We start from the raw sequence: 12632 nt of genomic DNA on the forward strand, positions 1-12632 counted from the left end.
TGTCACCAAGCATTGGAAGACGATTATGACCATGACCTACTACACTCTTGGCAACAGCGGCCTCAGGGTCAGCCGGCTGGCGCTGGGCACGATGACTTTCGGCACGGAATGGGGCTGGGGAGCCGACAGGGATACGGCGCGGGCGATGTTCGACGCCTATGTCGAGGCGGGCGGCAATTTCTTCGACACGGCGGATCTCTACACAGACGGCACGGCCGAAGCCTGGCTTGGCGAATTCATCGCCGAGCGCGGCTTGCGCGACATGGCGGTGATCGCCAGCAAGTTCACCATGAACATGCAGCCCGGCAATCCGAATGCCGGCGGCAATGGCCGCAAGAACATCATGCGGGCCGTCGATGCTTCGCTGAAACGGTTGGGGACCGACTATATCGATCTCTATCTCATGCATGTCTGGGACAGGCTGACCCCGGCCGAGGAGGTCATGCGCACGCTGGACGACCTGGTTCGGATGGGCAAGGTGCGCCATGTCGGCCTTTCGGATGTGCCCGCCTGGTATGCGGGCCGCGCACAGGCGATCGCCGAATTGCGCGGATATGAGCCGGTTTCGGCGCTACAGCTCGAATATTCATTGGCCGAACGCGCAATCGAGAATGAGTTCGTGCCATTCGGCACGCGCCATGGCGCCGGCATCATGGTGTGGAGCCCGCTGGCCAGCGGACTGCTGAGCGGCAAGTATCGGCCGGCTCAGGCCGGAAACGCGGGCCGGCTCGACGGATTTCGCAACTCGACGCATCCGGGGTTCCAAAAGTTCACGCAACGCAACTGGGCTATCGTGGCCGAACTCGAGAAGGTCGCATCCGAGATCGGCCGCAGCATGCCTCAGGTCGCGCTCAACTGGGTAGCGACGCAGCCGGGGATCGCGACCGTCATTCTCGGTGCGACGACGCTCAGCCAAATGCAGGACAATCTTGGCGCGCTGGATTTCGAGATTCCGAAAGCGCATCGCGACCGGCTGGAGAGGGTCAGCAGAACTCCAGCGCCGTTTCCCTATTCCTATTTCGGCGCGCAGATACAGGCGCGCGTCACCGGCGGCGCGACAACCGGCGACAAGCCCTCCAACTACGTGTCACCGGTGCTTATCGAAGGAGAGTCGGCCAGCGTGTCCACCAATTGATTGATGGGACAGGAAACCGGCGAATTTGCCGTTTGGGCGCCGCGTGACATCGCGGCGCCCTTCGTGTATCGGAACGCCATTGTTTCGAGGCGGCGCCTGCGCGAGGGTAGCCACCGGAACGCGCCACATGCAAATGAAGAGGCCCAGATGACGGTGAAGCCCCTCTACCGACGTGTCTTGTTGAAAGCGTCGGGCGAAGCATTGATGGGCGAGCAGCATTTCGGCATCGACGTTTCAGTGGTGGATCGCATCGCCGGCGACATCGCCGAGGCGCGTGCATTGGGCATCGAGGTCGGCGTCGTCATCGGCGGCGGCAACATCTTTCGCGGCGTGGCGGTTGCCTCCAAGGGCGGCGACCGTGTCACCGGCGACCACATGGGCATGCTTGCCACGGTGATCAACTCGCTGGCGCTGCGCACGTCGTTGAACAAGATCGGCGTCGACGCCGTGGTGCTTTCGGCGATCGCCATGCCCGAACTTTGCGAGAGCTTTTCGCAGCGCCAGGCGACTGCCTACATGAACCAGGGCAAGGTGGTGATCTTCGCCGGCGGCACCGGCAATCCGTTCTTCACCACTGATTCGGCCGCCGCCCTCCGCGCGGCTGAAATTGGCGCCGACGCACTGTTCAAGGGTACTCAGGTCGACGGCGTCTACTCGGCGGACCCGAAGAAGGACCCGAGCGCGACGCGTTTCGAGCGCATCAGCCATGGCGAAGTCATAAATCGCGGCCTTTCCATCATGGATACTGCAGCGATTGCACTTGCGCGCGAAAACAACATTCCGATAATCGTCTATTCGATCCACGAAAAAGGTGGTTTCGGCGATATTCTGAGGGGCGGCGGCCGCTGCACGGTCGTCGCGGACGATTGATCGGCGGCCTGGCCCGAAGGGAAACCGGTTTTCGAAGGTCCGATTCGAAGACGGCCCCGAAGCAGTGAGCCCGCGTTAGACGGGTCGAGGAGATAAAGATGAGTGGTGAGTACGACGATCTCAAGCGGCGCATGGATGGGGCCATCGCCGCGTTCAAGCATGATCTGGCTTCGCTGCGGACCGGTCGCGCCTCCAGCAATCTGCTCGATGCGATCCAGGTGCAGGCCTATGGCACCACCATGCCGATCAACCAGGTCGCCAACGTCTCGGTGCCGGAGCCGCGCATGATCTCGGTATCGGTATGGGACAAGTCGATGGTTGGCGCGGTCGACCGCGCGATCCGCGAATCCAATCTGGGTTTCAACCCGATCGTGGACGGCACCAACCTCAGGATTCCGCTTCCCGAACTCAACGAACAGCGACGCAAGGAACTGGTCAAGATCTCGCACACCTACGCCGAGAACGCCCGGGTCGCCGCGCGCCATGTGCGCCGCGACGGCATGGACTTCCTGAAGAAGGCGGAGAAGGACGGCGACATCAGCGAGGACGATCAGCGCAAGCGCTCGGACCAGGTTCAGAAACTTACCGACGAGACGATCAGCACCATCGACCACCTGCTTTCCGATAAGGAAGCTGAAATCATGCAGGTTTAGGGTCTTGGCCTCCGGCTGACCCGAAAGCGAGAACATGGCAACGCCCGCGCATGTCGCGATCATCATGGACGGAAACGGACGCTGGGCCAAGGCGCGCGGCTTGCCTCGTCTTGCGGGCCATCGTGCCGGCGTCGAGGCGCTGCGCAAGACGGTGCGCGCAGCACCCGGGCTCGGCATCTCCTACCTGACCGTCTACGCTTTCTCGTCGGAGAACTGGTCGCGGCCGAAATCCGAGGTCAGCGACCTGATGGGCCTTCTGAAAATGTTCATCCGCCGTGACCTTGCCGAACTGCACCAGAGCGGTGTGCGGGTTAGAATCATCGGCGACCGGGCAGGGCTGCAGCCCGATATCAGGGGACTGCTCGACGAGGCCGAAACGCTGACGGCCGCAAACGAATCGCTGACGCTGGTGATCGCCTTCAACTATGGCGGACGCGACGAGATTGTTCGCACGGCGCAAAAGCTCGCTTTGGCCGTGGCGCGTGGCGAACTCGACGCCGAGGCGATATCTGCCGAAAGCTTTGCCATTGCGCTTGATACGCAAGGCATTCCCGACCCGGAACTGGTCATTCGCACCAGCGGCGAGCTTCGGCTGTCGAATTTCCTCCTGTGGCAGGCCGCCTATAGCGAGCTCGTCTTCCTGCCTTGCTACTGGCCCGACTTCAGCCGCGAACACCTTGCCGAGGCCTTGCGTGAGTTTGCTGGCCGCGAACGCCGTTTCGGCGGACTTGGAGGCCAGGACGTTGCTTCGCGACCGGCCGCGGGATGAGCAATCTCCAGCTACGTGTCGTTTCGGCGATCGTGCTCGCCATCATCACTCTCGGTTTGACCTGGATCGGCGGTCTGCCGTTCCGGCTGCTGTGCGCCGTGATATCGGCGGCGATCTTCTATGAATGGACCCGCATGTCGCGCCCGACCGGGGTCACGGGCCTGGGCTTCCTGCCGGAAGCATTGCTGGTCGTCTTCGTTGGCGCCTTGATCGGCGGCCTGGCCGCCTCCTGGCTGCTACCGCTTGTGGCGGCCATTGTTGCCGCAACGGCGATAGCCGCCTCGCTTCGCAAGACCGGACAATGGGATGCGAGCGGCCTCGCCTATGCCGCGGTTTCAGGCCTGTCGCTCGCCTTGCTGCGCGATGGCGATCGTTCGGGCCTCATTGCCATCCTGTTCCTGTTTGCGGTCGTCTGGGCCACCGATATCCTTGCCTATTTCGTTGGCCGTGCCGTTGGGGGGCCGAAACTGGCGCCCTCTATCTCGCCCGGCAAGACGCGCAGCGGCGCGCTCGGCGGTGCGCTCGGCGGCGTCGTCGCCGGGCTGGTCCTCGCCGTAGCTGCCGGGGTCGGCAATCTGGCATTGCTCGGCCTGGTGGCGCTCGTGCTGTCGATTGTCTCGCAGGCAGGCGACCTGTTTGAATCCTGGGTCAAGCGCCGCCATGGCCGCAAGGACTCAGGCGCGCTCATCCCGGGCCATGGCGGCGTCATGGATCGTGTCGATGGGCTTGTCGCAGCCGCATTCGCCCTATACGTCATCGGCTGGATTTCGGCGAACGCCGATCATCCGGCGCAGGGTCTGTTTCCCGTTTGAGTGGTGTCATTTCAGGTCCTTTGCGCGATGCGCCTTGGATTCGCCCGGATTGGTGTCACAGTCACGGCGCAGTCTGCGCCGTGGAAGAATTTGAGGGTTTGTCTTGAACGAGATTCTTCACGCGCTTTTCAGCACACAAGGCTTTGTCCTCGGCACGCTGGTGCCATTCCTCTTCGTGCTGACCGTGGTCGTGTTCGTCCACGAAATGGGCCATTACCTTGTCGGGCGCTGGTGCGGCATCGGCGTCAGGGCCTTCTCGATCGGCTTCGGCCCGGAACTCTTCGGCTTCAACGACAGCCACGGCACGCGCTGGAAACTGTGTGCGATACCGCTTGGCGGCTATGTCAAATTCGTCGGCGACATGAACGCCACATCGAGCCAGCCGACGTCGGAAGAAATTGAAACGCTGACCGCGGAAGAACGCAAGGTCGCCTTCCACACGCAGCCGATCTGGAAGCGCGCGGCAACGGTGGTGGCCGGACCGCTGTTCAATTTCCTGCTGACGATCGTTGTCTTTTCCGTGCTGTTCACCGCCTATGGCCGCTATGTCGCCGAGCCGATGGTGGCCGAGGTGACCGCCGACAGCCCGGCGGCGAAGGCCGGCATCCTTCCCGGCGACCGATTCGTCAGCGTCGACGGCAACAAAGTCGAAACCTTTGGCGACGTCCAACGCCTGGTCTCGGGCCGTGCGGACGACGCAATCACTTTCGTCATGCTGCGCGACGGCCGGGAGGTCACTGTGACCGCGGCACCGCGGCTGATGGAACAGGAAGACGCGCTCGGCAACAAGGTCAAGGTCGCCGTGATCGGTGTCGTCAACAACAAGGAACTCGGCCAGCCGAGGCTCATCACCTACACGCCTGTTGGAGCTGTCGCGGCGGCGGTCGAGGAAACCGGTCACGTCATCCAGCGCACCGGCCAGTTCCTGCAGCGCTTTGTTGTCGGGCGCGAAGACAAATGTCAGCTGGGCGGTCCGGTGAAGATCGCCGACATGGCGGGCAAGGCTGCGAAACTGGGATTCGAATGGCTCGTGCAACTGGTTGCACTGCTATCCGTTGGCATCGGAATTCTGAACCTTTTGCCGATTCCCCCTCTCGACGGCGGTCACCTCTTGTTCTACGGGGTGGAGGCTGTCATTCGCCGTCCGGTGTCGGAACGGATGATGGAAATGGCCTATCGGGCCGGGTTGCTTCTGGTGCTGTGCTTCATGGGGTTCGTTTTTTGGAACGATCTGTTTGGGTGCTGAAATCATGAAGAAATTTGGCTTCTGCATGGACGATGTTGAGACGCCGTTTACCATGCAAGGGGATATGAGTGACGCGAAAGCCACGCCGCAGGGTTAAGTAAATACAAATTAACCAGAAGCCTTGCGTGTAGGGAAAATCCGGTTAATACGGTAGGGGAAATTACCGCACGTCCGGTTTTCTCGCCGTGGGGACTACGAGAAAAGGTTATTAAGCCCGATGAAGGCAGCATCCAAGTTTCTAAGCGCCGCGTCCGCGGTGACCCTGTCCGCGGCCATGGTCGTGCCAGGCGCGCTCGCAGTGCAGTTCGTTGCCACATCGGCGGCTGAAGCCGCTGTCGTCAGCAGAGTCGAAGTAAGCGGCAACCAGCGTATCGACGCTGAGACCATCCGCAATTACATCACCATCAAGCCGGGCAAGGCTTTCTCCAGTTCCGATATCGACGGTGCGGTCAAGGCACTGTTTGGCACCGGCCTGTTTTCGGACGTGCAGATCAACCAGGTCGGCTCGACGCTGGTGGTCAAGGTTGCCGAGTATCAGGTTGTCAACCAGGTGCTGTTCCAGAACAACAAGAAACTCAAGGACAATGCGCTCGCGGCGGCGGTGCAGCTGAAGCCGCGCGGAACGTTCTCGCAGGCGACGCTCGATGCCGACGTGGAATCGGTCAAGGCTGCCTACAAGCGCATTGGTCGCGACGACGTGACCGTGACCACGCAGGTCATGCAGCTTGGCGACAATCGCGTGAATGTGGTCTTCAACATTGCCGAAGGCGATCGCACGCAGATCGCGGCGATCAATTTCGTCGGCAACAGCGCCTATTCCAGCCGCCGCCTGTCGGATATCATCAACACCAAGCGTTCGTCCTGGGTTTCCTTCATCCTGCGCGACGACGTCTACGACGACGACAAGCTGCGCGCGGACCAGGAGCTGCTGCGCCGCTTCTACTACAATCACGGCTATGCCGACTTCCAGGTCGTGTCCGCTGTCGGCGAGCTTGACAGCGCGACAAACAAGTACACGGTCACCATCACCGTCCAGGAAGGCGACCGCTACACGTTCGGCGATGTCAGCGTCGAGAGCACGATCCCTGAAGTCGACGGCAAGTCGCTGGAATCGGTGATCGAGACCCACAAGGGTGACGTCTACAACGCCAAGAACGTCGAGGATTCCATCATCGCGCTGACCGAGAAGGTGGCCGGTTCCGGCTATGCCTTCGCGCAGGTCACGCCGCGCGGCGACCGCAATTTCGAGAACCACACCATTTCGGTGGTCTATACGATCGACCAGGGCACCAAGGCCTATATCGAGCGCATCGAGATCCGCGGCAACGATCGCACGCGCGACTATGTCATTCGCCGCGAGTTCGACGTCAGCGAAGGCGACGCCTTCAACCAGGTGCTCATCCAGCGCGCGAAAAAGCGCCTGGAAAACTTGAATTACTTTGAGAAAGTCGACATCTCGACTGTGCCGGGTTCGCAGCCCGACCAGGTCGTTCTGGTGGTCGACGTGGTTGAGAAGTCGACCGGCGAGTTCTCGGTGGGTGCTGGTTATTCGACCGGTGGCGACACGGCCGGTCCGTCGGTCGAAGGATCGGTGACCGAGCGCAACTTCCTCGGCCGCGGCCAGTTCATCAAGGTGTCTGCGGGCGGCGGCAAGAATTCGCGCGACTACAGCCTGTCCTTCACCGAGCCTTATTTCCTCGGACGGCGCATCGCCGCCGGTTTCGACATCTTCAAGCAAACCCGGAACTACGATCATTACGACAGTGACACCACGGGTGCGACCGTGCGTTTCGGCCTGCCGATCACCGACAGCATCACGACGCAGCTAGCTTACAACATCTCGCAAGAGAAATATAAGCTGGATGATGATTGCGTGACCGGTGGCATTTATGATCCCCTTAAGTGCAATGTTTCCGACGCTATCCTGGATGGCATAGAGCAGAGCCCATGGATCAAGTCTTCGGTTAGCCTGGGATTGGTCTACAACACCATCGACGACATGAAGAACCCGCACGAGGGTATCTACGCCACCACGACGGTGGAAGTCGCGGGTCTCGGTGGCGATGCAAAGTTCGTGAAGGTCACGGGGCGAGGCAGCATCTACCAGACGCTGTCGGAGCAGTATGATCTGGTCGGACTTATTTCGGGCGGCGCCGGTCATGTCGAAGGCTACGGCGGCGACGGCGATCTGCGCGTGTTCGATCACTTCCAGAGCAGCGACCGCATGATCCGCGGCTTCGCCTACGGCGGCATCGGTCCGGTCGACAACGACGGCGCTGGCGACCATCTGGGCGGCACGACCTATTTTAACGCCTCGGCGGAAGCCCAGTTCCCGCTTCCGGTCGTTCCAGAGAGCTTCGGCCTGCGTGGCGCGGTCTTCGCGGATGCGGCCACGCTCTACGGCAGCAAGGTTGCCAACGACTTGGTCGACCAGTCGACTGTGGGCATGAAGCTGCGCGCTTCGGTCGGTGTTGGCTTGATGTGGGCGTCGCCGTTCGGTCCGATCCGTATCGACTACGCGATCCCGGTCAAGAAGGAAGCGTCTGACGACGTGCAGGAATTCAACTTCGGCATATCGACCCGCTTCTGATCGGCGGCCAACGATGCTCCCGGGTCTTCAGGGTCCGGGAGAAATGTTCCGACCTAGCTGGATATAGCTTCTGGAATGACCGATCCGGTGTTCTTCGCGCCATCACGCCGGTATACGGCGGGCGAAGTCGCGAATCTGACCGGCTCGGTGCTTGTCGATTCCGGCCACTCCAATATTTCGATCGAAGCACTCGCGCCGGCCAGCGAGGGCGGCGAGAATGCGCTGGTCTTTGTCGACGGCAAGCGTAATTCCGCGCTGATGCCGTCGCTGCGGGCTGCCGCGGTCCTGTGCCCAGCGGAATTTGCCGGCAAGGCGCCGGCAAGCGTTGCCGTTCTCATTCATCCGCGCCCGCAACAGGCCTTTGCGCTGATCGGGCGTCTGCTGTTTCCGAGGGCGGCGACACCAGGGCCGATGACCAGTGAAACCGGCGTCTCGCCGCACGCTCATGTCGATGCGACCGCGCATGTCGAAGCCGGTGCCGTCATCGAGGCCGGCGCGGTTATCGGGCCAGGCGCTTCGATCGGCAGCGGTACTGTCATCGCCCCAAATGCGGTCATCGGACAATCCTGCCAGATCGGCCGCGACGGCTATGTCGGTCCGGGCGCCAGCATCCAGTATGCCTTGATCGGCAATCGCGTCATCATTCATGGCGGCGCCAGGATAGGCCAGGATGGTTTTGGGTTCGTCGGCGGGGCCAAGGGTCCCGAACGCGTGCCGCAGATCGGTCGTGTCGTTATCCAGGACGACGTCGAGATCGGCTCCAACACCACCGTCGATCGCGGCGCCATGTCCGATACGATCATCGGCCAAGGCACCAAGATCGACAATCTCGTGCAGATCGCCCATAACGTCCGCATCGGCCGCAATTGCATAATAGCCGGGCTTTCGGGTATTTCGGGTTCTGTGGTCGTGGGTGACAATGTCACCATGGGCGGCGGCGTGGGGCTTGCGGATCACCTGACCATAGGGACAGGGGCCAAGCTTGCCGCCAGAAGTGGATTTATGAGCAATGTCCCTGCAGGCGAGATCTGGGGCGGCTATCCGGCACAGCCGATGGCGGAAGCCATGCGGGAGATAGCCATGCTGCGCAAGCTCGCCAGGACCCGCAAACAGGGCGAGGGAGGCAATGGCTGACATGATCGCGTCGACGACGCTGGAAGCGGTCGACATCATGGGGCTGATGAAGCTCCTGCCGCACCGCTATCCGTTCCTGATGATCGATCGTATCGTCGACATCGATGGTGACGAATCCGCCATCGGCATCAAGAACGTGACCATAAACGAGCCGCATTTTCAGGGCCATTTCCCTGAGCAGCCGGTCATGCCGGGTGTGCTTATCGTTGAGGCGATGGCGCAGACGGCCGGCGCCATCTGTATCCGCAGCCTGGGTACCGAAAAGCCGTCGCTGGTCTATTTCCTGACCATCGACAACGCCAAATTCCGCAAACCGGTCGTTCCCGGCGACCAGTTGAAGATCTATGTCAAGAAAATCAAGAAACGCGGCAACCTGCTCAAATTCGCTTGTGAAGCCATGGTCGACGGCGCCAAGGCGGCCGAGGCCGAGATTTCAGCCATGATGGTCACCAGCGACTGACGATCGAGTGCTTATGAAAATCAAGACATCCATTCATGCTTCCTCCATTGTCGAGGAAGGCGCCCAAATCGGCCAAGGTGTGCGCATCGGGCCGTTCTGCCATGTCGGCGCCGATGTGGTGATCGGCGACGACGTCGAACTGGTCAGTCATGTCTCGGTGATGGGCGCGACGTCGATCGGCGCCTCGACCAAGGTCTACCCGATGGCGACATTGGGCGCGCCGCCGCAGAACACAAAGCACAAGGGCGGCCGAACCACCCTGGTCATCGGCAGGAACTGCACGATCCGCGAAGGCGTGACCATGCATCTCGGCACCGATTCCAGCCGCGGTGAGACGACGGTCGGCGACAACGGCAATTTCCTCGCCTACGCCCATATCGCCCATGATTGCGTCGTCGGCAACAATGCGACGTTCGCCAATGGCGCAACGCTGGGCGGCCACTGCGAGGTCGGTAACAACGTCTATATCGGCGGCTTGACCGCAGTGCATCAGTTTGTCCGCATCGGCGACAACGCCTTTCTGGGCGGCTGCTCCGCGATCGTCGGCGATGTGATCCCCTTTGCCATAGCGGTCGGCAACCGCGCCAGTTTGCGCGGTCTCAACATCATTGGCCTCAAGCGCTCCGGCTTGCCGAGGTCCGAAATCCTTGTGCTGCGCAAGGCTTACAGGATGATCTTCGATCGTTCCCGCACTGTTGGCGAGAACATCGAGTTCGCCAAGGCGGAGTTCGCGTCGTCGCCGACCGCCATGAAGATCATCGATTTCATCACCAGTCGCGGCAAGCGGCACTATGCTGTGCCGTCGCTCAAGGGCGGCGATGGCGACGATGTCGATGACGAAGACTGAGACAGCGGCAGCGCGTCTTGATCTTCCGCCGGGCTCCAGGGTCGGCATCATTGCCGGCGGCGGCAGTCTGCCGGTCGAAGTCGCGGCCGGTTCGGCTGAACAAGGCTATCCGCCCTTCGTCATCCTGATGGAAGGCGAGGTCGACCGCATCGCGGAGCTCTCCCGATACGATCATGAAAGCCTCGCTCTGGAAGGTATAGGTTCGCTGGTCCCATTGCTACGGCGGCACCGGATCACCCATCTGGTGCTTGCAGGCGAGATCAAGCGCCGGCCGCGATTGCTTGCGCTGCGCCCCAGTCTCAGCCTGCTCGCGGTAATTCCGCTGGTCGTCATGGCGCTCGCGCGCGGCGACGATGGCCTGCTGAAGGTCTTGGCGAGGGGCCTCGAAGCCCGTGGAATAAAAGTTGTCGGCGCCCATGAAGTCGTGCCGAGCCTTGTCGCCGCCGAAGGCGTCCTGACCAACGCCGCGCCACAAAAGTCGGACTGGCGTGACATCGAGGCAGGCCTTGACGCGGCAAAAGCCATCGGGGCGCTGGACATCGGCCAGGCCGCGATCGCCATCGGTGGCCGGACCATTGCGCTGGAAGGCATCGAAGGAACAGCCGGACTGCTTGAGCGGGCAAAGCTCTTACGCGGCCACGGCCGTATTGCGGGCAAGACTCGCGGCGTCCTGGTCAAGTGCGCCAAGCCTGGTCAGGAACTGCGAGCGGATCTTCCGTCCATCGGCCTGCAGACGGTCGAAGCAGCGCATGCAGCCGAGCTTGCCGGGATTGCCGTCGAGGCTGGACGTTCGCTGGTTCTCGAAGGTCCTGAAACCATCGCGCGCGCCAACGCACTCGGCCTGTTCGTCATTGGCCTGCCTGCCACGACGGAGCCGCACAGTGGCTGACAGGGCATTGAAGATCGCGATTGTTGCCGGCGAGGAGTCCGGCGACCTGCTCGGCGCCGACATAGTACGCTCGCTCAGGCAGGCGGCCGGGCGCGAGGTGCAACTCGTCGGCCTCGGCGGCCGTCATTTGCAGACGCTGGGACTGGTCTCGCCATTCGATGCCGGTGAGATCGCCCTCATGGGGTTCAGTGCCGTCCTGCGCGACCTTCCGCGCCTGATGCGGCGGATCAGCCAACTGGCCAAGACCGTTGCCGACGAAAAGCCGGATTGCCTCGTCACCATTGACAGTCCGGACTTTTCGTTGCGCGTCGCCAAAAAGGTGCGTGCGGCCAACCCGTCGATTCCGATCATCCACTATGTCTGCCCGAGCGTGTGGGCGTGGCGGCCGGGCAGGGCGGTCGCGATGAAGCCCTATGTCGACCACATCCTCTGCATCCTGCCTTTCGAGGTTAACGAGTTGGAGCGGCTCGGCGGGCCACCGGGCACCTATGTCGGGCATCGCCTGACGCACGATGCGGGCTTGCTCGCTGCAGCCAAGGCGCAGGAGCTGCCGCGCGACCTTTCTCCTGATCGTGTCAAAACCCTGCTCGTCCTGCCCGGTTCGCGGCGTAGCGAGGTACGGCGGCTGCTCGACCCGTTCGGCGAGACGGTGTCGATCCTGCGCGCGCGCGGCCACCGCTTGCGGCTGCTGCTGCCGACCGTCCCGCATGTCGCCGACCTCGTCAAATCTTCCGTCAACCGCTGGGATGAAAAGCCTGAGATCATCGTCGAGCCCCAGCGCAAATGGCAGGCTTTCGGCAGGGCCGATGCGGCGCTGATCGCGTCCGGGACGGTATCGTTGGAACTGGCGCTGGCCGGCGTGCCGATGATTTCCTGCTACAGGCTCGACCCGGTCGCGCGCATCTTGGCGCCGTACCTCGTTTCCGTCTGGTCGGCGCTGCTGCCCAATCTGATATCGGATCGAGCGCTTATTCCCGAATTCTACGACGGCTATATCAAGCCGAATAACCTTGCCCGGCAATTGGAAGCACTGTTCGCCGACAGCGGCATGCGTGCCTGGCAGAAGGATGGATTTGCAGAGATCAGGCGGCGCATGGCTACCGGTAGACCGTCCGGCGAGATCGCCGCGCAGGTGGTGATGCGGTACGTCAAGAGAGTGAGTAGTCAGTAATCAGTAGAAATGGCCGACTTCACTACTCACTACTCACTACTCACTACTCACTATTT

At 61.9% G+C, this 12632-nt stretch carries 12 protein-coding genes; all 12 read left to right on the plus strand.

From position 1 onward, the window contains the following. Positions 1-25 precede the first annotated feature (25 nt). The 12 genes from M729_RS0110805 (at position 26) to lpxB (ending at position 12576) form a co-directional block, all read left to right on the plus strand. Positions 26-1135 (plus strand): aldo/keto reductase, encoded by a 1110-nt coding sequence (locus M729_RS0110805; protein ID WP_027161553.1) that lies wholly within the window; start codon positions 26-28, stop codon positions 1133-1135. 147 nt (positions 1136-1282) lie between these two features. Next, a complete protein-coding gene (pyrH, locus tag M729_RS0110810) occupies positions 1283-2005 on the plus strand; it encodes a UMP kinase (RefSeq protein WP_027161554.1) in 723 nt (240 codons plus the stop codon). A 98-nt stretch (positions 2006-2103) separates the two neighbouring features. Next, positions 2104-2658, plus strand: coding sequence for a ribosome recycling factor (frr, locus tag M729_RS0110815; protein WP_013531759.1), 555 nt, complete (start codon positions 2104-2106; stop codon positions 2656-2658). 34 nt (positions 2659-2692) lie between these two features. Continuing rightward, positions 2693-3427 carry an isoprenyl transferase gene (locus tag M729_RS0110820; protein ID WP_027161555.1) on the plus strand — a complete coding sequence of 245 codons (735 nt, stop codon included), beginning with the start codon at positions 2693-2695 and terminating at the stop codon, positions 3425-3427. Continuing rightward, on the plus strand, positions 3424-4239 hold the full coding sequence (locus M729_RS0110825) for a phosphatidate cytidylyltransferase (protein ID WP_013531757.1): 816 nt from the start codon (positions 3424-3426) through the stop codon (positions 4237-4239). The genes M729_RS0110820 and M729_RS0110825 overlap by 4 nt, the downstream gene beginning before the upstream one ends. Before the next feature lie 103 nt (positions 4240-4342). Next, positions 4343-5485: an RIP metalloprotease RseP gene (gene rseP, locus M729_RS0110830; RefSeq protein WP_027161556.1), complete on the plus strand. Its 1143-nt coding sequence runs from the start codon at positions 4343-4345 to the stop codon at positions 5483-5485. Positions 5486-5702: 217 nt separating this feature from the next. After that, positions 5703-8075, plus strand: a complete 2373-nt coding sequence (bamA, locus tag M729_RS0110840) for an outer membrane protein assembly factor BamA (RefSeq protein ID WP_027161557.1) — start codon at positions 5703-5705, stop codon at positions 8073-8075. 75 nt (positions 8076-8150) lie between these two features. Continuing rightward, the gene (lpxD, locus tag M729_RS0110845) at positions 8151-9209 is read left to right on the plus strand and encodes a UDP-3-O-(3-hydroxymyristoyl)glucosamine N-acyltransferase (RefSeq protein ID WP_013531754.1); all 1059 of its coding nucleotides are present in this window, start codon (positions 8151-8153) and stop codon (positions 9207-9209) included. Then, positions 9202-9669: a 3-hydroxyacyl-ACP dehydratase FabZ gene (fabZ, locus tag M729_RS0110850; protein ID WP_013531753.1), complete on the plus strand. Its 468-nt coding sequence runs from the start codon at positions 9202-9204 to the stop codon at positions 9667-9669. The genes lpxD and fabZ overlap by 8 nt, the downstream gene beginning before the upstream one ends. A 13-nt stretch (positions 9670-9682) precedes the next feature. Next, on the plus strand, positions 9683-10516 hold the full coding sequence (lpxA, locus tag M729_RS0110855) for an acyl-ACP--UDP-N-acetylglucosamine O-acyltransferase (RefSeq protein WP_027161558.1): 834 nt from the start codon (positions 9683-9685) through the stop codon (positions 10514-10516). Beyond that, positions 10503-11405 carry an LpxI family protein gene (locus M729_RS0110860; protein ID WP_244506957.1) on the plus strand — a complete coding sequence of 301 codons (903 nt, stop codon included), beginning with the start codon at positions 10503-10505 and terminating at the stop codon, positions 11403-11405. Before lpxA ends, M729_RS0110860 begins: the two co-directional genes overlap by 14 nt. Then, positions 11398-12576 (plus strand): lipid-A-disaccharide synthase, encoded by a 1179-nt coding sequence (gene lpxB / locus M729_RS0110865; protein WP_027161559.1) that lies wholly within the window; start codon positions 11398-11400, stop codon positions 12574-12576. The genes M729_RS0110860 and lpxB overlap by 8 nt, the downstream gene beginning before the upstream one ends. The last annotated feature ends 56 nt before the right edge of the window (positions 12577-12632 follow it).

This window comes from Mesorhizobium sp. WSM1293, assembly GCF_000513875.1.
Taxonomy (GTDB): domain Bacteria; phylum Pseudomonadota; class Alphaproteobacteria; order Rhizobiales; family Rhizobiaceae; genus Mesorhizobium; species Mesorhizobium ciceri.

Excerpts from the sequence above, each read along its gene's own strand:
- M729_RS0110805 (WP_027161553.1), top strand. The coding sequence starts at position 26 with ATGACCATGACCTACTACACTCTTGGCAACAGCGGCCTCAGGGTCAGC.
- pyrH (WP_027161554.1), top strand. The coding sequence starts at position 1,283 with ATGACGGTGAAGCCCCTCTACCGACGTGTCTTGTTGAAAGCGTCGGGC.
- frr (WP_013531759.1), top strand. The coding sequence starts at position 2,104 with ATGAGTGGTGAGTACGACGATCTCAAGCGGCGCATGGATGGGGCCATC.
- M729_RS0110820 (WP_027161555.1), top strand. The coding sequence starts at position 2,693 with ATGGCAACGCCCGCGCATGTCGCGATCATCATGGACGGAAACGGACGC.
- M729_RS0110825 (WP_013531757.1), top strand. The coding sequence starts at position 3,424 with ATGAGCAATCTCCAGCTACGTGTCGTTTCGGCGATCGTGCTCGCCATC.
- bamA (WP_027161557.1), top strand. The coding sequence starts at position 5,703 with ATGAAGGCAGCATCCAAGTTTCTAAGCGCCGCGTCCGCGGTGACCCTG.
- lpxD (WP_013531754.1), top strand. The coding sequence starts at position 8,151 with ATGACCGATCCGGTGTTCTTCGCGCCATCACGCCGGTATACGGCGGGC.
- fabZ (WP_013531753.1), top strand. The coding sequence starts at position 9,202 with ATGGCTGACATGATCGCGTCGACGACGCTGGAAGCGGTCGACATCATG.
- lpxA (WP_027161558.1), top strand. The coding sequence starts at position 9,683 with ATGAAAATCAAGACATCCATTCATGCTTCCTCCATTGTCGAGGAAGGC.
- M729_RS0110860 (WP_244506957.1), top strand. The coding sequence starts at position 10,503 with ATGACGAAGACTGAGACAGCGGCAGCGCGTCTTGATCTTCCGCCGGGC.